The organism is Mesorhizobium sp. Mes31, assembly GCF_024519675.1.
Classification (GTDB): Bacteria; Pseudomonadota; Alphaproteobacteria; order Rhizobiales; family Rhizobiaceae; genus Mesorhizobium.
Window position 1 is genome coordinate 69,452 of the sequence record NZ_JALJRL010000025.1, and the last position, 19,720, is coordinate 89,171.

The 19,720-nt window shown below is 64.7% G+C and carries 20 protein-coding genes; 12 read left to right on the forward strand and 8 right to left on the reverse strand.

The window, feature by feature from the left end:
- Window positions 1–88: 88 nt before the first annotated feature.
- Window positions 89–805 (reverse strand): ribonuclease PH, encoded by a 717-nt coding sequence (rph, locus tag NR193_RS29545; RefSeq protein WP_256754224.1) that lies wholly within the window; start codon window positions 803–805, stop codon window positions 89–91.
- 178 nt (window positions 806–983) lie between these two features.
- Here rph and hrcA point away from each other — a divergent pair, with 178 nt between their 5' ends.
- From hrcA to NR193_RS29575, 6 genes are all read left to right on the forward strand, one after another.
- Entirely contained in the window at window positions 984–2,081 is a 1,098-nt protein-coding gene (gene hrcA / locus NR193_RS29550) for a heat-inducible transcriptional repressor HrcA (RefSeq protein ID WP_256754225.1), read from the forward strand.
- Between the two features lie 175 nt (window positions 2,082–2,256).
- Entirely contained in the window at window positions 2,257–2,454 is a 198-nt protein-coding gene (locus NR193_RS29555) for a hypothetical protein (RefSeq protein WP_091576205.1), read from the forward strand.
- A 99-nt stretch (window positions 2,455–2,553) separates the two neighbouring features.
- Entirely contained in the window at window positions 2,554–3,903 is a 1,350-nt protein-coding gene (locus NR193_RS29560) for a sorbosone dehydrogenase family protein (protein ID WP_256754226.1), read from the forward strand.
- A gap of 153 nt (window positions 3,904–4,056) precedes the next feature.
- Entirely contained in the window at window positions 4,057–4,674 is a 618-nt protein-coding gene (locus NR193_RS29565) for a LysE family translocator (protein ID WP_091575827.1), read from the forward strand.
- 197 nt (window positions 4,675–4,871) lie between these two features.
- Window positions 4,872–5,852, forward strand: a complete 981-nt coding sequence (gene cysK / locus NR193_RS29570) for a cysteine synthase A (protein WP_256754227.1) — start codon at window positions 4,872–4,874, stop codon at window positions 5,850–5,852.
- Between the two features lie 393 nt (window positions 5,853–6,245).
- Entirely contained in the window at window positions 6,246–6,872 is a 627-nt protein-coding gene (locus NR193_RS29575; RefSeq protein WP_256754228.1) for a glutathione S-transferase family protein, read from the forward strand.
- 15 nt (window positions 6,873–6,887) lie between these two features.
- Here NR193_RS29575 and NR193_RS29580 read toward each other — a convergent pair whose 3' ends face one another.
- Both NR193_RS29580 and NR193_RS29585 read right to left on the reverse strand, forming a co-directional pair.
- Window positions 6,888–8,135, reverse strand: a complete 1,248-nt coding sequence (locus NR193_RS29580) for an RNA polymerase sigma factor (protein WP_256754229.1) — start codon at window positions 8,133–8,135, stop codon at window positions 6,888–6,890.
- Window positions 8,132–8,506: a YciI family protein gene (locus NR193_RS29585; RefSeq protein ID WP_256754230.1), complete on the reverse strand. Its 375-nt coding sequence runs from the start codon at window positions 8,504–8,506 to the stop codon at window positions 8,132–8,134. Before NR193_RS29585 ends, NR193_RS29580 begins: the two co-directional genes overlap by 4 nt.
- A 253-nt stretch (window positions 8,507–8,759) precedes the next feature.
- Between NR193_RS29585 and NR193_RS29590 the strand changes: the two genes are divergently transcribed.
- The 3 genes from NR193_RS29590 (at window position 8,760) to NR193_RS29600 (ending at window position 12,447) form a co-directional block, all read left to right on the forward strand.
- Window positions 8,760–9,719 (forward strand): TAXI family TRAP transporter solute-binding subunit, encoded by a 960-nt coding sequence (locus tag NR193_RS29590; protein WP_256754231.1) that lies wholly within the window; start codon window positions 8,760–8,762, stop codon window positions 9,717–9,719.
- Between the two features lie 159 nt (window positions 9,720–9,878).
- Window positions 9,879–11,981, forward strand: a complete 2,103-nt coding sequence (locus NR193_RS29595; protein ID WP_256754232.1) for a TRAP transporter permease — start codon at window positions 9,879–9,881, stop codon at window positions 11,979–11,981.
- Between the two features lie 82 nt (window positions 11,982–12,063).
- Window positions 12,064–12,447 (forward strand): DUF1850 domain-containing protein, encoded by a 384-nt coding sequence (locus NR193_RS29600; RefSeq protein WP_256754233.1) that lies wholly within the window; start codon window positions 12,064–12,066, stop codon window positions 12,445–12,447.
- Here the strand turns inward: NR193_RS29600 and NR193_RS29605 are convergent.
- The 4 genes from NR193_RS29605 to NR193_RS29620 form a co-directional block, all read right to left on the reverse strand.
- Window positions 12,360–14,090, reverse strand: a complete 1,731-nt coding sequence (locus tag NR193_RS29605) for an SDR family oxidoreductase (protein WP_256754234.1) — start codon at window positions 14,088–14,090, stop codon at window positions 12,360–12,362. The genes NR193_RS29600 and NR193_RS29605 overlap by 88 nt on opposite strands.
- 24 nt (window positions 14,091–14,114) lie before the next feature.
- Window positions 14,115–14,588: a DCC1-like thiol-disulfide oxidoreductase family protein gene (locus NR193_RS29610; protein WP_256754235.1), complete on the reverse strand. Its 474-nt coding sequence runs from the start codon at window positions 14,586–14,588 to the stop codon at window positions 14,115–14,117.
- A 179-nt stretch (window positions 14,589–14,767) separates the two neighbouring features.
- The gene (locus NR193_RS29615; protein WP_013528645.1) at window positions 14,768–14,908 is read right to left on the reverse strand and encodes a hypothetical protein; all 141 of its coding nucleotides are present in this window, start codon (window positions 14,906–14,908) and stop codon (window positions 14,768–14,770) included.
- A 189-nt stretch (window positions 14,909–15,097) separates the two neighbouring features.
- Complete coding sequence (locus NR193_RS29620) at window positions 15,098–15,286, reverse strand: hypothetical protein (protein WP_256754236.1); 189 nt, start codon at window positions 15,284–15,286, stop codon at window positions 15,098–15,100.
- On the opposite strand from NR193_RS29620, the gene NR193_RS29625 reads away from it, so the two are divergent.
- Window positions 15,285–16,151 (forward strand): Ku protein, encoded by an 867-nt coding sequence (locus NR193_RS29625; RefSeq protein ID WP_256754237.1) that lies wholly within the window; start codon window positions 15,285–15,287, stop codon window positions 16,149–16,151. The genes NR193_RS29620 and NR193_RS29625 overlap by 2 nt on opposite strands.
- 12 nt (window positions 16,152–16,163) lie before the next feature.
- Window positions 16,164–18,674, forward strand: a complete 2,511-nt coding sequence (gene ligD, locus NR193_RS29630; RefSeq protein ID WP_256754238.1) for a DNA ligase D — start codon at window positions 16,164–16,166, stop codon at window positions 18,672–18,674.
- Between the two features lie 22 nt (window positions 18,675–18,696).
- Here the strand turns inward: ligD and NR193_RS29635 are convergent, their stop codons facing one another.
- The gene (locus tag NR193_RS29635) at window positions 18,697–19,371 is read right to left on the reverse strand and encodes a helix-turn-helix transcriptional regulator (RefSeq protein WP_256754239.1); all 675 of its coding nucleotides are present in this window, start codon (window positions 19,369–19,371) and stop codon (window positions 18,697–18,699) included.
- Between the two features lie 68 nt (window positions 19,372–19,439).
- On the opposite strand from NR193_RS29635, the gene NR193_RS29640 reads away from it, so the two are divergent.
- Window positions 19,440–19,649 carry a DUF1127 domain-containing protein gene (locus NR193_RS29640; protein WP_256754240.1) on the forward strand — a complete coding sequence of 70 codons (210 nt, stop codon included), beginning with the start codon at window positions 19,440–19,442 and terminating at the stop codon, window positions 19,647–19,649.
- Window positions 19,650–19,720: the final 71 nt, after the last annotated feature.

Genomic DNA, 19,720 nt, shown 5'->3' on the forward strand with positions numbered 1-19,720 from the left:
CAAAGGCCGAGATGACATCCAATCTCCCCCCTTGAGGGGGAGATGCCCGGCAGGGCAGAGGGGGGTGCTCAAGCTCGGCATTTCGGTCCTAGGCCACCGCCATCTGCTGGAGGCTGACCAGGCGTTGGATGCCTCTCTTGGCCAATCCCATCAATTCCGCGAACTGTTCCTCGGAGAACGGCTCGCCCTCGGCGGTGCCCTGGATCTCGACGATGCCGCCCTTGCCGGTCATGACGAAGTTGGCGTCGGTTCCGGCCGCGGAATCCTCAAGATAATCGAGGTCGATGACCGGCTGGCCGTCATGGATGCCACAGGAAATGGCCGCGACATGGTCCTTCAGCACCTTGGCGACGCTGGCCATCTGCCGCGCTTCCATCCAGCGCAGGCAGTCGTACAGCGCTACCCAGCCGCCGGTGATCGAGGCGGTGCGGGTGCCGCCATCGGCCTGGATGACGTCGCAGTCGACGGTGATCTGCTGTTCGCCCAGCGCCTGCAGGTCGACCACGGCGCGCAAGGAGCGCCCGATCAGCCGCTGGATTTCCAGCGTGCGGCCGCCCTGCTTGCCCGCGGAAGCCTCGCGGCGCATGCGCTCGCCGGTCGAGCGCGGCAGCATGCCGTATTCCGCCGTCACCCAGCCCTTGCCGGAATTGCGCATCCAGCCCGGCACCTTTTCCTCGAGGCTTGCCGTGCACAGGACATGGGTGTCGCCGAACTTCACCAGGCACGAACCTTCGGCGTGCTTGGAGACGCCGCGCTCGAAGGAGATGGCGCGCATTTCGTCGAATTGGCGTTTGGAAGGGCGCATTCAGGCTGCTTTCTTGTCATTTTTCGGAATCTTGGCCGGCTTGTAGCCGCATGGGACGCATGGCGCAAAGGAAAATGGCCTGAAGACCCACACAGACACCGGGTGATCTGGCACAGACACCGGGTTGCGCGGGCCGTGGTGAAGTCTATATCCTTGATACGGAGGTTTTTTGCCCGCAATGACCAAGGCCGTCGATCCCAGTTCGCAGTCGCCCACGCTTCAATCGCCGGTACTTCAGGCGCTGGACATGCGCTCGCGCGACATCTTCCGGCGCATCGTCGATTCCTATCTCAGGGACGGGGAACCGGTGGGATCACGCAGCCTGTCGCGCATCCTGCCGTCCTCGCTGTCGCCCGCCACCATCCGCAATGTGATGAGCGACCTCGAGCATCTCGGCCTGATCTACGCCCCGCACATCTCCGCCGGACGGCTGCCGACCCAGGCGGGTCTGCGTTTCTTCGTCGACGCCTTCATGGAGCTTGGCGACCTCTCCGACGAGGAGCGCCGCACCATCGAAGCGCAGGTGCGGGCGTCCGGCTCGGGCGCGACGCTGGAACACATGCTGACCGAGGCCAGCCAGATGCTGTCGGGCATGTCGCGCGGCGCCGGCCTGGTGCTTGCCGCCAAGAACGAAGTGGCACTGAAGCACATCGAATTCATCCAGCTCGAGCCGACCAAGGCGCTGGCGGTGCTGGTCTCGCAGAATGGCGACGTCGAAAACCGCGTTGTCGACCTGCCCGCCGGCATCACGGTCTCGCAACTGCATGAGGCGTCGAATTTCCTCAACGCCCATATCCGTGGCCGAACGCTGGCCGAGGCCCGGGTGGAGATCGCCCGCATCAAGGAAGAGACCAGGGCGGCGCTCGACACGCTGTCGCAGGACCTGGTCGAAAAGGGGCTGGCCGTGTGGGCGGGCGCCGACAGCGGCCTGCCGGCGCGGCTCATCGTGCGCGGCCGCGCCAATCTGCTCGAAAACGTCACCGCCCAGGCCGACATTGAACTGCTGCGGCACCTGTTCGAGGACATGGAAACGCAGGATGGGCTGATCCAGCTGCTTGACCTTGCCGAGGAGGGGTCGGGCGTGCGCATCTTCATCGGCTCGGAAAACAAGCTGTTTTCGCTGTCGGGCTCGTCGCTGGTCGTCGCGCCCTATCGCGACAAGGATGCACGCGTCGTTGGCGCGCTTGGCGTGATCGGTCCGACCCGGCTGAATTATGCCCGCATCGTGCCGATGGTCGACTATACGGCGCAGCTGATTTCCCGCATGCTATGCTAAGGTGTAGAGATTCAGGTGATGCCGGCCTGCAAACGGCAGTTTCCAGCGCTTCCGGTGCTCACGTACAAAGGTACGCTCCGCTCCGGTTCTCGGAAACCACCATTTTCGGCTCGGCCTGACCTGAATCTCTACACCTTGGTCCTAAAATCGAAACAGGCTGCCGAGGAGAAAAATAATGGCGCTCGAAGAACTCAAGGCCCGGATCAGCCTGCTGCTGGAGGAGATGGTCAACCAGCCGGAAGACCAGCACGAAATCCAGGAACAGTTGCGCGAAAAGCTGCGGGAGATGCGCGCCATGGGCCTGCCGCTGCCGGCCGATCTCGTCGCGCTGGAAAAACGTCTCGACGACGATTTCTACGCCGCCGGGAGCTGAGCCCGAAATCGGATCGTCACGTCCTTCAACTCATCGTGCGAGGCGGAACCCACGAGCAAACCGGCCGTTACTTTCCTTCATGACCAGGTGGAGGACAGAATGATCCGATTGGCCGGGCTGGTGCTTCCCGCACTGTTCCTCACCACCGCGGCATTCGCCCAGCAGGCGGATCAGCCGGTTCTGAAGGGGGCGGCCGCCTTCGGCGACTGGCGTGCCGACAGGCCGGGGGTGCGCCGCCTGATCAGGCCGGAAGACCTGCCGAAGCCCTACGTCACCAAATCCGCTTCGAACAGCGCCGGCCTAGCCGAAAGGCCGGCAGGCGCCAAGCCGCAACTGCCGCCGGGCTTTTCGGCCGAACTGGTCGCGTCGGGCATCGACAATCCGCGCGTCGTGCGCGTCGCGCCGAACGGCGACCTGTTCGTCGCCGACAGCGAAGCCAACCAGGTCCGCGTCTATCGCCTCGGCGAGGGCAGCGCCAAGCCCACCAAGGACGGCATCTTCGCCGGCAACCTCGACCAGCCCTACGGCATTGCCTTCTACCCGCCGGGCAACGACCCGCAATGGGTGTATGTCGCCAACAGCGACAGCATCGTGCGCTTTGCCTACCGCAATGGTGACCTGAAGGCCGCCAGCGGCCCGGAAACCATCGTCGACAACATCCCTGCCAATCATCACTGGACCCGCGACATCGTCTTCTCGCCGGACGGCAAGACGCTCTATCTGTCGGTCGGCTCGGGATCGAATGCCGCCGAGGACATGGGTAAGGCGCCGCAGGGTGGGCTCGCGGCGTGGGCGAAATCGAAGCCGCTGGGTGCCGCCTGGGGTTCCGAGGATGGCCGTGCCGATGTGCTGGCCTTCGATCCAGACGGCAAGAATGGCCGTATCGTCGCCACCGGCCTGCGCAACTGTTCGGGCATGACGGTTCAGCCGGCGACCGGCGCGCTGTGGTGCGTGGTCAACGAGCGCGATGCGCTGGGCGACAATGTGCCGTCCGAATACGCAACTGTCGTCAAGCAGGGCGCCTTCTATGGCTGGCCCTGGTATTATATCGGTAACAACGAGGATCCGCGCCACAAGGGCGAACGCCCCGACCTTGCCGGCAAGGCGACCCTTCCCGATGTGCTGATGCAGGCGCATTCGGCGCCACTCAACATCGCCTTCTACGACGGGAAGAATTTCCCAAAGGAGTATCAGGGCGACGCTTTTGTGGCCCTGCACGGTTCGTGGAACCGCGGCAACAGGACCGGATACAAGGTCGTCCGATTGCTGTTTCGGGATGGCAAACCGACCGGCGAATACGAGGATTTCATCACCGACTTCGTCATCTCCAACGGCGAGGTGTGGGGACGACCGGTCGGTGTGGCGGTGGCGAGCGACGGCGCGCTGATCGTCAGCGAAGATGGCAACGGCACCATCTGGCGCGTCACCTATGGCGGCGCTCGTTCCTGATCCTGCTCCCGGAGGGAGAAGGTGGCCGCGAAGCGGCCGGTTGAGGGGCCCGCGAGTGTCGCGGCGATATCTGGTGCAATGGAATCCGACCCCAGGGAATTCAAGCCTAGTCCGTTTCATGCGACAAGGCATTCTGATCCGAGACCATTCGCCATGACCCTTACCGGTTTCCTCGCCTACAGTGCCGCCCTCGGCATCGCCGCCGCCATTCCCGGCCCCGGTATCACCGCGCTCGTCGCGCGTGCGCTCGGGTCGGGTTTCCGCTCGTCGCTGGCAATGTCCTTCGGCCTGATGCTAGGCGACCTCACCTACCTGACCGCCGTGGTGCTTGGCCTTGCCTTTGTCGCGCAGACCTTCGGCATGGTCTTTCTCGCCATCAAATGGCTGGGCGTCGCTTATCTCGCCTTCCTTGGCTGGCGCTTCTGGAACAGCGGCATCACGCCCGAGACGGTCGAGGCGAGGAAAGGCAAGGGCGGGCTTCTGTCGAGCTTTGTCGCCGGTCTCACCGTCACGCTCGGCAATCCGAAGACGATGATCTTCTATCTCGCCATCACGCCGACCATCGTCGACCTGAAAACCATCACGCTGGCCGACTATGGCATTCTCGTCGCGCTGACGATCGTCGTGCTCCTGGTGGTGCTGGTGCCGTATCTGGCGCTGGCGGCCAAGGCGCGCTGGTTCCTCAAATCGCCGCGCGCGCTCAAGGCGCTGAACCGCACCGCCGCCGGCTTCATGGTCGGCGCCGCTGCGGCGATCGCCGCCCGTCAGTAGGGCTCTTTCGGCCAAAATATTCCTGGGACGGGCTTTTCCGGGAAATGCTTTTCCGGTGCTGGGGCGTTTTAGACACGGGTTCCACTCGGATATTTTCAATCGACAGTCTATCTTGCGCGACCGAAGGCTCTATCTTGCCGGCTGCAGTGCCACTTGCCTGAAATCCTCACTTGCCTGAAGTTCTGGGAGCGAAACCAATGAACAAGCCCGTCACATCCGCCCGCGTGCCCGGTCGCGGCCGCGTCTACAACTCCATCACCGACACGATCGGCGATACGCCGCTGGTGCGGCTCGACAAGTTCGCCAAGGAAAAGGGCATCGTCGCCAATCTCATCGCCAAGCTCGAATTCTTCAATCCGATCGCCTCGGTGAAGGACCGCATCGGCGTGGCGATGATCGAGGCGCTGGAGGCCGCCGGCAAGATTTCTCCCGGCAAGACCACGCTGGTCGAACCGACGTCCGGCAACACCGGCATCGCGCTTGCCTTCGCCGCCGCCGCCAAGGGTTACAAGCTGATCCTGACCATGCCGGAGACAATGTCGGTCGAGCGCCGCAAGATGCTGGCGCTGCTCGGCGCCGAGCTGGTGCTGACCGAAGGGCCGAAAGGCATGAAGGGCGCCATCGCCAAGGCCGATGAACTGGCGGCGACGATCCCCAACGCGATCATCCCGCAGCAGTTCGAGAACCCGGCCAACCCGGAAATCCATCGCAAGACGACGGCCGAGGAGATCTGGAACGACACCCATGGCGAGGTCGATATCTTCGTCGCCGGCATCGGCACCGGCGGCACCATCACCGGCGTCGGCCAGGTGCTGAAGAAGCGCAAGCCCTCGGTGCATGTCGTCGCCGTCGAGCCGGAAGCCTCGCCGGTGCTGTCGGGCGGGCAGCCGGGCCCACACAAGATCCAGGGCATCGGCGCCGGCTTTGCGCCAAAAATCCTCGACACCACGATCTATGACGAGATCGTCAAGGTCTCGAACGAAGATTCCGTCGCCAATGCGCGTCTCGTCGCCCGCCTCGAAGGCGTGCCGGTCGGCATCTCGTCGGGCGCGGCCCTGCAGGCGGCAATCGTGGTCGGCTCACGGCCGGAGAACAAGGGCAAGAACCTTGTCGTGATCATCCCGTCCTTCGCCGAACGCTATCTGTCGACGATCCTGTTCGAGGGGCTGGGAGCTTAGCCCTGGAGCGTAGGCCTAGCACCTTCGTCATCCCAGGGCGGAGCGACGCGCAGACCCTGGGATCCATGCCGTGATCGCGGCCGAGGAATGCAGCGGTACAAGATGAAAGTCTATTTTGCACCGTTGCAACGCTGAGACGTCATGGCATGGATCCTCGGGTCTGCGCTGCGTCGCTTCGCTCCTTGCTCCGCCCGTGGATGACGAAGCGAAGGGGCGTCACGACTAATCTCGCAGGTGCCGCCTGGATGTTGGTTGACGACAGCTTCAACGAGCGGTCACGGCTCGCTGGCCCGCTGAAAATCCGCCCGTGGCGACCGCCACCGGCTTGAGCATAACCCTGCTTCCGGTTCATATCGCCACCGGCCTGCTTTGAGCGGGCCGGGGGAGGATTTCATGTACAAGCTCTACACCCGTCCCGGCAGCGGCGGCTTCGTCGTCGAGGCGGCGCTGGCGCTGGCGAACGCGCCCTTCGAGCAGATCGACGTGCCGAAGACGGACCGGCCCGATCCGGCCTTCCTCGGCATCAGTCCCTTGAACCAGGTGCCGGTGCTGACCTTGCCGGATGGCCGCTCGATCACCGAATCGGCGGCGATCTGCGTCCTGCTTGCCGAACGCCATCCCGACGCCAGACTGGCGCCGGCGATCGACGCGCCCGCCCGCGCCGACTTCCTACGCTGGATGGCGTTCATGTCGTCGGTTCTCTATCCGGCGGTGCTGCGGTTCTACTACGCGAACCGCTATACGTCCGATGCCGACGGCACGAAGGCGGTCAAGCAGGCGGCCGTCGCCGAGATGGACCGCGGCTTTGCCGTTCTCGATACCGCTCTCGAAGGCCATGACTGGCTGGTCGGCGACCTGATGTCGCTGGCCGACATCTATCTGGTCATGCTGGTGGCCTGGCACCCCGACGTCGACAAAGCGCGTACGGCCTGGCCGAACATAGAACGGCTGTGGGCCAGGCTGCGCGACCATCCGCTGATGAAGAAGCTCAACACGGCGCACGAGATGTGGCCGATCTGAAACGGGCGGCGAAGCTCAATTTCGGAGCGCGGCCCGTTTCCCCTGCAGGAAGCGGCGCACCGCCGGATCGCGTTCGAGGCCGATCGCCCGCTCATAGGCGTCGGTCGCCAACTGCACCTGACCCAGCCTGGCCAGCAGCCCCGCCCGGGCTGCCCAATAAGGCTGATAGTCATCAAGCCGCTTGTCGTCTCCCAGCACGTAGAGGGCCGCCAGTCCCGCCGCGGCGCCCTCGGCTTCGGCGATCGCCACCGCGCGGTTGATCGCCACCACCGGCGATCCCGCGACCGAAAGCAGCGCGTCGTAGAGCTCGCGGATCGCCACCCAGTCGGTGCGCCCCGTCCGCCGTCGTGTCGCATGGGCGGATTGCACGGCTGCCTCGAGTTGGTAGCGGCCGATGATGCCCTTGGTGGCGGCGTGACCGAGCAAGGCTTCCGCCTCGTCGACCAGGGCGTGATCCCAGAGCGCGCAATCCTGCTCGGCGAGCGGCACATAATCTCCGGCCGCATCGCGCCGCGCGGCGCGGCGCGCTTCGGCAAACAGCATCAGCGACAGCAGGCCGAGCGCCTCCGGCTCATCCGGCAGCAGCGAAGCCACCAGCCGGCCGAGCCAGATGCCTTCGGTGGCGAGATTGCGCCGCCGCGTCTCGGTGCCAGCCGGGTCGGACCAGCCTTCGGCGAAGGTCGCGTAGATGGCTTCCAGCACCGCGTCCAGCCGCTCGCCGAGTTCGGCACGCTCCGGCACGCGGAACGGAATGCCGGTTTCGCGGATGCGGGTCTTGGCGCGCACCAGGCGCTGACCCATCGTTGCCGGCGAGACCAGGAAGGCGGAAGCGATCGCCGCCGCGTCGAAGCCCAGCACGGTCTGCAGGATCAGCGGTGCCCGCACGCTCGATTCGATCGCCGGATGGGCGCAAGCGAACATCAGCCGCAGCCGTTCGTCGGGCAGATCTTCATCGGTCATGCGCGCCTCCACCTCCTCGGCGATCAGCTTGAGATGGTCACGGCCGGCCTCGCTGGTCAGCCGCCGCCGCACCGCATCGACGCGGCGCCGCCGCGCCACCGCCAGCAGCCAGGCTTCCGGCTTTTCAGGCACGCCGGTTCGCGGCCAGCGTTCGAGCGCCGCGGCAAAGGCGTCGGCCAGCGCGTCCTCGGCGGCGGCCACGTCGCGGGACCGCGCGGAGAGATAGGCGATCAGCTTGCCGTAGCTTTGCCGGGCGGCCGCCTCCGCGACCGCCCGCGCGGTATCTGATCCGGTAGCGGTCACGCAGTATACTTTGTCATGTATTCCGCCATCGGCCAGATCGGCCGCACTTCCATGGTGCCCGCGCTGGCACCGGGACAGCGCGACGCCCATGAAATTGCCGCATCCATGTCCGGCACTTCGATCATGTAGTAGCCGCCAAGCTGTTCCTTGGTATCGGCGTAGGGGCCGTCAAGCACGTTGGTCTTGCCGCCGGCCACCCGCACGGAGGTTGCCACCGACGTCGGCCTCAACCGCTCGCCACCAACGAACACGCCAGCTTTCTTCATCGCTTCGGTATAGGCGCCGTAAGCGGCGCTCATCTGGACGGCCGCCTCCTTGGGTGCTGCTGCCATTGCGGCCTCGTTGGAATAGATAAGAAGCAGATACTGCATGGTCATCTCCCGTGGTTACAGGGCCGCATCGTTGCGGGCCGAACGTATGTCGCGCGGCCATCTCCGATTTCGACAGGCTGGAGAAAAACTTTCCGCTCCGATGACGTCTCGCGCAAGCGGCCATGCGTTCTGGAACCCCTCAACCGTTCGTCTAATGGGTAGAATTGCGGGTTGGCATTTCCGGCTCGCTGTCTAAACTCACCCCGGTTCGCATCGGGGAGGCGGTGCGTCAGTATTTCAGGGAGGAAACCGGATGTTCCATTTCAGAACGAAATTTGTTGCAGCCGCCGCAATGGCGCTTTCACTTGGCCTTGGCGTTGTTTCGGCCAGAGCGCAGGAATTCATCAATGTGCTGACCGGCGGCACCTCGGGTGTCTACTATCCGCTTGGTGTGGCGCTGTCGGAAATCTACGGCAAGGGCATCGCGGGCGCCCGCACCCAGGTGCAGGCGACCAAGGCCTCGGTCGAGAACCTCAATCTGTTGCAGCAGGGCAAGGGCGAGATCGCCTTCGCACTCGGCGATTCCGTCAAGCTGGCCGCCGAGGGCAACACCGAAGCCGGATATCCAGGCAAGCTCGACAAACTGCGCGGTATCGCCGCCATCTATCCCAACTACATCCAGATCGTCGCCAGCCAGGAGTCCGGCATCAAGACGCTGGCCGACCTCAAGGGCAAGAGCCTGTCGGTCGGCGCGCCGGCCTCCGGCACCGAACTCAACGCGCGCGCCATCTTCGCCGCCGCCGGGCTGAGATACGAGGATCTCGGCCGGGTCGAATATCTGCCCTTCGCTGAATCGGTCGAACTGATCAAGAACCGGCAGCTCGACGCCACGCTGCAATCGGCCGGCCTCGGCGTCGCCTCCATCCGCGACCTCGCCACCTCCGTGCCGATCAATGTCGTTGCCGTGCCGGCCGAGGACGTCGCCAAGATCGGCTCGCCCTATCTCTCGGTGGTTATTCCCAAAGGCACCTATGAGGGCCAGACAGAGGATGTCGCCACCGCCGCCGTCGGCAATTTCCTTGTCACCCGCGCCGATGTCTCCGATGAGACCGCCTACCAGATGACCAAGCTGATGTTCGAGCATCTCGACCAGCTTGCCGCCGCGCATGCGGCCGCCAAGGCGATCGACCCGGCCAAGGCGCTCGATGGCATGCCGGTGCCGCTGCATCCGGGTGCGGAGCGTTATTACAAGGAGAAGGGCTTGTTGAAGTAGGGCATCCCTCCCCCTCGCCGGGAGGGTGGACAGCCACCGAAGGCGGATGGTCGGTTGGGGCCGCTGCGGCAGTGCGCGGCCTGAACCGACCCCACCTGCCTCGCTTCGCTCGGCACCCTCCCATCAAGGGAGAGAGGACCGCCCGCCAGGAGCCCGCCAATGACTGACGCCCATCAGGAAACGCCGACTGTTCTTGCCCCTGTCGCCGAAGAGCAGGTGGAAGGGCTGCCGCCGGGCTTCGGCGACGGTATCGCCGGCAAGGCCGCCTTTGCCATTGCCGTCGCCTTTTCCGCCTTCCAGATCTACGTCGCCGCCTATGGCAGCATTCCGAGCCAGGTCGTGCGGGCGATGCATGTCGGCTTCCTGCTGCTGCTCGGCTTCGGCCTGATCGCCAACCTGCGCGCAAAAAGCATGCCGGCCAAGGCTGCGTTCTGGGCGCTCGGCGTGCTCGGCTTCGGCACCGGCCTGTACAACTGGGTGTTCTATACCGACCTCATCCGGCGCTCCGGCTTTCTTACCACGCCGGACCTGATCGTCGGCGCGGTGCTGGTGGTGCTGGTGTTCGAGGCCGCCAGACGGCTGATGGGGCTGCCGCTTGCCGTCATCGCCTTCATCTTCCTCGCCTACTGCTTCGTCGGCAACCATCTGCCGCCGCCCTTCATCCATCGCGGCTATGATTTCGCCCAGCTCGTCGACACCTTCGCCTACGGCACCGAAGGCATCTACGGCACGCCGGTCTATGTATCGGCCGCCTATATCTTCATCTTCGTCGTCTTCGCCGCCTTTCTCGAACGCGCCGGCATGATCGCCCTGTTCAACGATTTCGCGCTTGGCCTTGTCGGCACCTGGCGCGGCGGCCCGGCGCAGGTCTGCGTGCTGTCGTCGGCGCTGATGGGCACCATTTCCGGCTCCGGCGTCGCCAATGTCGTGGCCAGCGGCCAGTTCACCATCCCGCTGATGAAACGCTTCGGCTTCCGCTCGGCTTTCGCCGGCGCCGTCGAGGCGACTTCCTCGATGGGCGGCCAGATCATGCCGCCGGTGATGGGCGCGGTCGCCTTCATCATGGCCGAGACACTGAACATTCCCTATGCCGAAGTGGTCAAGGCCGCGATCATCCCGGCGTTGCTCTATTTCGGCGCCTGCTTCTGGCAGGTGCATCTGGAGGCCGGCAAGGCCGGCCTGCACGGCATGGCCAAGGCGGACCTGCCCAATCCGTGGGACGCGGTGAGGCAACACTGGCCGCTGGTGCTGCCGCTTGCCGCACTCATCTATCTGTTGTTCGCCGGCTATACACCGATCTTCGCCGGCACGATGGGCCTGGCGCTGACCATCGTGCTCATCCTCGGCACGCCGCTGGCGGCAGCGATCGGCCCGCTCGCCTTCCGCGTCGTCTTCTGGCTGGCGCTCGGGCTGGCCGCCGCCTCGTTCATGAAATTCGGCGTCAACATCCTTGGCCTTGTCATCGCGGCGCTCGTCGCCGCCTGCTTCACTTTCAAGGGTGGCCGCGAGACGCTGCAAATATGCGTGGAGTCGCTCGCTGAAGGGGCGAAGAACGCGCTGCCGGTCGGCATCGCCTGCGCCATCGTCGGCATCGTCATCGGCACGCTGACGCTGACCGGCATCGCCTCGACCTTCATCGGCTGGATCATCTCGATCGGCGAGGACAATCTGTTCCTGTCGCTGGTGCTGACCATGCTGACCTGCCTGGTGCTCGGCATGGGCATCCCCACCATTCCCAACTACATCATCACCTCGTCGCTGGCCGGGCCGGCGCTGCTGTCGCTTGGCGTGCCGCTGGTGGTCAGCCACATGTTCGTCTTCTATTTCGGCATCATGGCCGACCTGACGCCGCCGGTGGCGCTGGCCGCCTTCGCGGCGGCACCCATGGCCAAGGAGAGCGGCCTGAAGATCGGCATCCAGGCGACCAAGCTCGCCATTGCCGGTTTCGTCGTGCCGTTCATGGCGGTCTACACGCCGGCGCTGATGCTGCAGGATGCCGGGCCGATCGCCGCCCAGTTCGGCTATCCCGTGGAGGTCGCCTATATCGTCGTCAAGGCGTGCATGGGCATCGTGCTGTGGGGTGCTGCCGCCGTCGGCTTCCTCGCCCGCCGCATGGCCTGGTGGGAACGGCTTGTCGCCTTCGCCGCCGGCGTGCTTTTGGTCGCCGCAGTGCCGCTTACCGACGAGGCCGGCTGGGTGCTGTCGCTTGTCTGGATCGGCTGGCACTGCTGGCGCGCACGGCAGGCGTCCACCAGGGCATGATCCCGAAAAGTAGGATCCGGTTTTCTCGGACAAACGGTTTCGTTTGTCCAGAGATCATGCTCAAGCAAAGAAATCGTTCCGCATGAGCCTGTGCATCCTGGCCGCCGGCAAGACGGTAACGCTCTCCATTGCCGCCTTCACGCTGTCCTGGACGCATTCGGTGGAACGGACCCGCTGGGAGGAGGACTGGAAAGTGCTGCCTTCCGGCCTGCATGTGGTCGAGGCCCGCATCAAGGGTTCTGGCGCCGGCATGGAACCGCCGGAAGGCGCGGTGCTGCGAGACGGCTGGTGGGTCTATGCGCCCAAGGTCAATCCGCAGCGTCGTGTCGTGCTCGCAGCCTCCGGCGCGACAGGCGCGGGTTGGACGCTGTGCACGGCTCAGGGCTGCCGCGAACTTGGCGAAGAGGCCGGCGGCACGATCGTGCTGGAACCTTGCGAACCCGCTGGTTCCAGCCAGCCGCGATAGCGCACGATCAACCCGGTGAGCCGATGCGAGACCTCGACATGGAACCGGAAGCTGCCGCCCTCGACGGTTTCGTGGGATGTCGAGCGCGGGCAGAGCCACATCGGCAGCGGCAGGCCCAACAGGCTCCAGTGGCGCAGGACAAGCGACAGCCTTCCCTCCTCGGCCACCAGCGCCATGGCAAAGCTCAGTGGTCCGAAGCGTTCGCAAAGCAGGCGATGCGAGCGGCCCCGACCTGCGAACTGGCGGCTGGAAAAGCTGTGCTTGCCGAAAGTCCGCGTCCATGTCTCCCCATTCCTGTCGACGTCGAAGCGGACACGAACCGGGATGTCGGTGTTCGCCCTGGGGAAACCGACCAGCGATGCCGTTAGCCGGCCAAGGATGTTTGATCCGCGCTCGACATTGGCGCGACCTTCAGCCATTTTCGTGCGGTCGTGCATGGCTCGGATTTCCTCGGGCAGACGCTGCCAGGCATCGCCGAGCAGGACGGCATAGAGCGATCTGTCCGGGTTGGCGTCCGTGTCGTCGCGAAAGCCGGTATGGATCGTCTTGGCTGCAAACAGGGCCTCGTAGTCGGCAAGCTCGAGATCTCCAACCGCTGCCCGCGCGCCAGCCACGGGCGCATGACCGTCCAGCGCCTTGCGCACCAGCGCCTCGACCGCCATCGACGGGATCAATGGCCCGTCATCGCCTTCCGCCAGCAGATGCCATGAGCGCTTGACCGGCGCCCCAGCCTGGCTGGCACCGATGACTTCAACGAACATGCCGCCGCGATGCTCGCCCCAGCGCAGCTGGTTGGTCGCCCAGTGCATCAGCGGAGCGAGCGGCGACAGCGAGCCGACCAGCCCGACCCGCACCAGCCAGGCAAGGCCGATCAGCGCGCGATGAAGGATTTCAGGAACCGGTCCAGCGCACATCCAGATGGTTTTCGCCTGCGGCCAGAGTTCCGCCAGCGCGCGCAGGTCCGGCACATCGACGAGCGAGAACAGCGTGTCGTTGAGCGGCACCCGGCCCGGCGGCGCAATGGTGTAGCGCATCTGCTCGGTAAGCGGATGGCCTTGCGTCTTGATGCCGTCGCGCACCAGCTCGACCGGCTGGCCGGCGTAGCCCGCTATGGCGCGGATGACGTTTCCGCCGACGCCGGCATAGGGCGACGGTGCGATGCCGCCTCTGATCATGTCGACCCGCGTCATATCCGACGACAGCCGGCGCACCACCGCCGCCGTCAGCACCGGAAAACTGGAAACGCCCGAGAGCACGAACAGCCCAGCTTGCCTGGCTGCCTCATCGAAAGCCGGCACGCCGGCGACGAAATCCGATCCGTCGGCGAGATCGAGATAGTTGACGCGCTTGGCGATGCAGGCCTCGATCAGCCGATAGCGACCCTCGCCATAGGCCTGGAACGGGCCGCTGGCGTCGACCAGCGCGTCGGGGCGCAGCGACGCCAGTTGCGCGGCAAGGTCGCCATCCCTGTCGAACACCGCCGGCACCAGCTGGGCAGCGACACCGCCGCGGTCCCCGCACCAGGCCTCCGCCTTGGCCAGCGAGCGGCCGGCAACGATCACTGTCAGGCGCGGCTCATTCTCCAGCAGTTGGACGATGCGGCCGCCAAAGGTTCCGTAGCCGCCGACAATGAGAAGTTTCATCCGCTGCTCCCCCCAGAGCCAATCTTAGCCAAGAAACCGCTCCCGCATCTCGGCGGAAGGGACCTCGCAACTGTCCTTCCTGCCGAACAGGGCGTAGCGGTTCTTGGCAATGCGATCGTAGAGCCAGTCGCGAAGCGGGCGCGGCAGCAGCAACAGCACCCTGGCTGCCCGCCAGGGCCAGCCGAGTTCCGACATGACGGCAACGAAGCTGTCGAGCCGTGTGAAGGCGACGCCGTCGACCAGAACGAGATTGGTTTCGTAGCTGTCCGTCCGCAGCCCGTGTTTGCTGAACAGCGCTTGGCCGAACGGCGACTGCGCGGTGGCGAAGCGGAAGCGGCTTTGGCGGTCGAGCCGGACCACCACGCGGACGAAGCCGGAGCACAGCACGCAGACGCCATCGAAGACGATCAGCGGATGGCGTGCATCGAAGGGCTCGGGGGGACGGGTTGACTTAGGCCGATTTGACTTGGGCCAATTTGACTTGGGAAGGTCGCTCACGCGGGCCTCGGCTGCTCGTGTCTGAAGACACTAGGCCAGCCAGAGGCGGCATCAAAGACGTGGCGATGTCGCACGCCGTCTGTCGACGAGAGCGGGCCGCTCGGCGCGATAGGTCGTGGCGCGGGATTCGGCCGCTGGCCTGCAGATGCGGCTGTCGTGACGGCTCTCGAAGGTCATGATCAGTGTGCGCCCAGCGAATTGCCGCGACGAGCGCAGGCCGGGCCGGGGCCGCGCATGTAATAGCGCTCGGGCCGATAGGTCGGCGCGACGAATTCGCGGATGGCGGCGGCATAGCCGATGAGGTGCGCGAGGAAGTTCATTTTACCTGTCCCTGTCCCGATTTTCGGATGTCCCTTCCGATTTGCGAGAACGATAGCATCGAGGCGTGAATAGTCGGTGAACGTGATGTTAATTTCTGGTCGAAAAGGCCCTGCTTCGTGGCCGGAATGCGGCTGATTCGGGGTGTTTCCGCGCCTTTTGTCACCATTCCGCCCAGTGTGACTTTTGCATCACATATGTTTCGTTTGAATGTCGCCTGCGCGCGGTTCTGTTTCAATTTTGCCGCCGCCACGAAATGTCCGTGCTTGCCTGCCCGAATCCGGCGCGGCGCCCGGCATGCGGATCATCACGCGGCGGCGGAACTGGAGCGGTGTCTGTCCGTTCTCACCTTCATCTGCATCCTGAAGGGAAAATGTCATGGCGCCGCGTCCGGCCTGGAAGGGCTATCTCAAGCTGTCGCTGGTCACTTGTGCCGTCGAACTGACCAACGTTGTCACCCATACCGAGAAGGTCTCGTTCCGGGTGCTGAACCGCAAGACCGGCAATACGGTGAAACGCATCTATGTCGATGCGCAAACCGGCAAACCGCTCGGCGACGGCGACGAGGTCAAGGGCTATGAAGTCAGCGACGGCGATTTCGTCCACATCGAGGAAGACGAGATCGAAGCGGTGCAGATCGAGTCCTCGCACACGATGAGCCTCGACGGCTTCGTCGACAAATCCTCGATCCAGCAGATCTATCTCGACACGCCCTATTATGTCGCGCCGGCCGACGCGGTGTCGGAGGAAGCGTTCGCCGTCATCCGCGATGCGATGGCTGGCAAAAAGATGGCCGGGCTGGCGCGCATCGTGCTCTATCAGCGCGAACGGCCGGTGGTCATCGAACCGTTGGGCAAGGGCATGGTGCTGACGACGCTGCGCTACGACAACACGGTGCGCCAGCCAAACACCGTGTTCGGCGATATCAAGGCGGTGAAGACGGACCAGGAGATGACCGATCTGGCCGAGCTGATCATCGACAAGAAGAAGGCGAAGTTCGATCCGTCGAAATTCGACGACAAATACGAGGACGCCCTGCTCGAACTGATCCGCGCCAAGAAGGCCGGCAAGAAGGCACCCAAGGCCGAAGCCGCGCCCAAGCCTTCCAATGTCGTCAATCTGTTCGACGCGCTGAAGAAGAGCTTGTCGTCGGATGCAGGCTCGAAGGCTTCGTCCGCGAAAGCCAAACCGGCGGCCAAACGCGCCAAGCCGAAAGCCGGCGCGCCCAAGCGCAAATCGGCCTGAGGAGACGCAGAGATGGCCAGGCTCGAACAGTACCAATCCAAGCGCGATTTCAAGAAGACGTCCGAGCCGGCCGGCAAGGTGCCGCTCGGCAAGAAGGGCAGTGTTGGCGGCATCTTCGTCATCCACAAGCACGCGGCGACGCGGCTGCATTACGATCTTCGCCTCGAGCATGGCGGCGTGCTGTGGAGCTGGGCGGTGACGCGCGGCCCGAGCCTGGACCCGCATGAGAAGCGGCTGGCGGTGCATGTCGAGGACCATCCGCTCGACTACGCTCCATTCGAGGGCACCATTCCCAAGGGCGAATATGGCGGCGGCTCGGTCATCGTCTGGGACGAGGGGACCTGGGTTCCCGAGATCGACCCGGCCAAGGCGATGAAGAAGGGCCATATCAGCTTCGAGCTGCACGGCCACAAGCTGCACGGTCTCTGGCATCTGGTCAGGTTGAAGCCGCGCGCGGGCGAGAAGCGCGACAACTGGCTGCTGATCAAGTCCGACGATGCCGCCGCGCGTCCCGGCGAGGATATCCTCAAGGAAGCGCCGGAATCGGTGAAGTCCGGCCTGACGGTCGAGGAGGTCGGCGAGGGCAAGACCGCGAAGGGCCAGAAGCCCGACGTCTGGCACTCCAACAAACCGGCCGCCGGGAAAGTGAAGTCCGGCAAGCGCCTCGACTTCATCGAGCCGCAGCTCGCCACGCTGGAGCGGGAAGCCCCGCCGGGCAAGGACTGGCTGCATGAGGTGAAGTTCGACGGCTACCGCATGCAGGCGCAGATCGCCGGCACAGACGTGCGGCTGCTGACCCGCACCGGCCTCGACTGGACGGAAAAATTCGGCAGCGAGGTCGTCGCGGAACTGGCAGCGCTGAAATGCAGCGACGCCATCATCGACGGCGAGATCGTCGTGCTGGCCGAAAGCGGCGTCTCTTCCTTCGCGCTGCTGCAGGCCGACCTGTCGGCGAAGCGGACAGATCGCTTCACCTACTATGTCTTCGACCTGATGCGCCTCGACGGGCAAGACCTGCGCGGCGAGCCGCTGGTCGAGCGCAAGCAGGCCTTGCAGGAACTGCTCGGCAAGCCGTCCGAGAATGCGGCGGTCCGCTTCAGCGACCATTTTTCCGAACCCGGCAAGATCATGCTGGAGCATGCCTGCCGCATGGGGCTGGAAGGCGTCGTCTCCAAGCGTGCCGACGCGCCCTATCGCAGCGGGCGTGGCCCGTCATGGGTGAAGTCGAAGTGTACCGCGCGACAGGAATTCGTCATCGGCGGCTATTTGCCTTCGGAAAAGACCGGGCGCGGGCTGCGCTCGCTGCTGGTCGGTTATCACGAGGGCGGCAAGCTGCATTATGCCGGGCGCGTCGGCACCGGCTTCTCCGCCAGGGGCGCCACCGACCTGAAGACAAAGCTCGACGCGCTGAAGGCAACATCGTCGCCTTTCGACAAGGCCGTGCCGAAGGGCAAGGGCCTGGTCTGGGTCAAGCCGGAGCTGGTCGCCGAAGTGGAGTTCCGCAGCTGGACCTCCGACCGTATAATACGCCATGCCTCGTTCCAGGGATTGCGCGAGGACAAGCCGGCGGAGGAAGTCGTGCAGGAAAAGCCGAAGGCATCGACAGGCAAGAGCCCGGCCAAGGCGAAGCCGGCATCGAGCGGCGCCGCCGAGCTTGCCGGGGCGATGACAACCACGGTAAAACTCTCCCATCCCGACAAGCTGCTGTGGCCCGAGGAAAAGATATCCAAGCAGGGCCTACTCGACCACTACGCGCAGGTCTGGCCGCGCATGGAACAGTTCATCGTCAACCGGCCGCTCAGCCTGGTGCGGGCGCCGGACGGCGTCGGCGGACCGCGCTTCTTCCAGAAGCATGCATCCGCCGGCATGAGCGACAAGATCGCGAGGATGAAGGACCCGACGGACGGCGAGGAGATCCTGTTCGTCAGGGATTTCGACGGCGTCGCCGCACTCGTCCAATACGGCGTGGTCGAGATCCACATCTGGGGCTGCACCGTTGACGAACTGGAAAAGCCCGACCAGATCATCTTCGATCTCGACCCCGATGAAGGCGTCGAGGTCAAGGCGGTGCGCGAGGCGGCACTCGATATCCGGGGCAAGCTCGACGAGCTGTCGCTGCCGAATTTCGTCAAGACATCAGGCGGCAAGGGCTACCATGTCCTGGTGCCGCTCAAACCATCGGCGGATTGGGGCGCGGTGAAAACCTTCGCCCATGATTTCGCCAAGGCACTCGAACAGGCTTCCCCCGATCGCTACACCGCAACACTGTCGAAGAAGGCACGCACGGGAAAAATCTTCGTCGACTATCTGCGCAATGGCCGGGGCTCGACAACGGTCGCGCCCTATTCGTCGCGTGCCAAGAAGGGCGCCACCGTGTCGATGCCGGTGACCTGGCCCGAGATCGAGGCCGGACTGGCGCCGAACGCTTTCCCGATCGGCGACAAGACGACACTGGCGAAGTTGGCCGAAGCCGATCCGTGGAAGGATTTCTTCAAGCAGGCCAAGGTGTTGAAGCGGGGTTAGTTCGCGGTTCGCGCGCCGGTACTCACGCCAGAAATACCTTCTCGAAAGCCTGCTTGCCCGGCGGCGAGAAAATGACCGCGCGGCTGTCCTTCTCGCGGCGCGCCCATTTCTCGGCGAGGATCTTGTCGAGGATGGCGGCGCCCAGCGTGCCGGCGAGGTGCGAGCGGCGGACGCTCCAGTCGAGGCAGGCGCGGCAGACCGGCCGGCGCGGCTTGGCATTGACATCGATGCCGATGGCGGCGAAATGCGATGCCGCCGACGGCCCGAGCCTGATCTCCTGGTCGTTGCACAGGATAATCTCTTTTTCGACAAGACGGTCGAGCATCGCCACGGCCTGCTCGCCAGCGAGGTGATCGTAGCAGACGCGCGCCACACGCATGGCCGCGTCGCGAGGGCCCGGCCGCACACGCTGCGGCCCGACAGAAGCGGCGACGCCGGTGATGGCTTCGATCATTCCGGCCACTTGCGGACCGGCGAGGCCGTAGTAGCGATGCCGGCCCTGGCTCGCCAGCGTCAGCAAGCCGCCCTCCATCAGCTTCGACAGATGCGAGCTGGCGGTCGGCAGCGATACGCCGGCCTCGAGTGCCAATTCGCTCGCCGTCAGCGCCGTGCCGCCCATCAGGGCGCTCAGCATGTTGGCCCGCGCCGGATCACCGACCAGGCTGGCTATGCGGGCAATGTCGGGGCCTTCACGCATAGTTCGTTCTCCATCGAAGCATCCTTGTCAGATAATCATTATTCTCCGATCAGATCAAGGAGACGACGATGACAACCGCTTCCACCTCCGGACCGTTCGAGAGCCGCCAATCGTTCCCGTTCGTCACCTGGTTCCGATCGAGCACGCTGGCCCGGTGGTATGACCGCTATCTGCAGCGGATCGACCTTGCCGAGATCGACGATCACCTGTTGCGCGACCTTGGCCTGACGCCGGAAGACGTGGGCCGAGAATGCGCGAAGTCCTTCTGGCGGCCATGACCCGCAAGGAAATTGCCTAGAGCCTGTTCCATCCCGATGGAATCGGGATGGGGCTCTATCTCTTTGTTTGA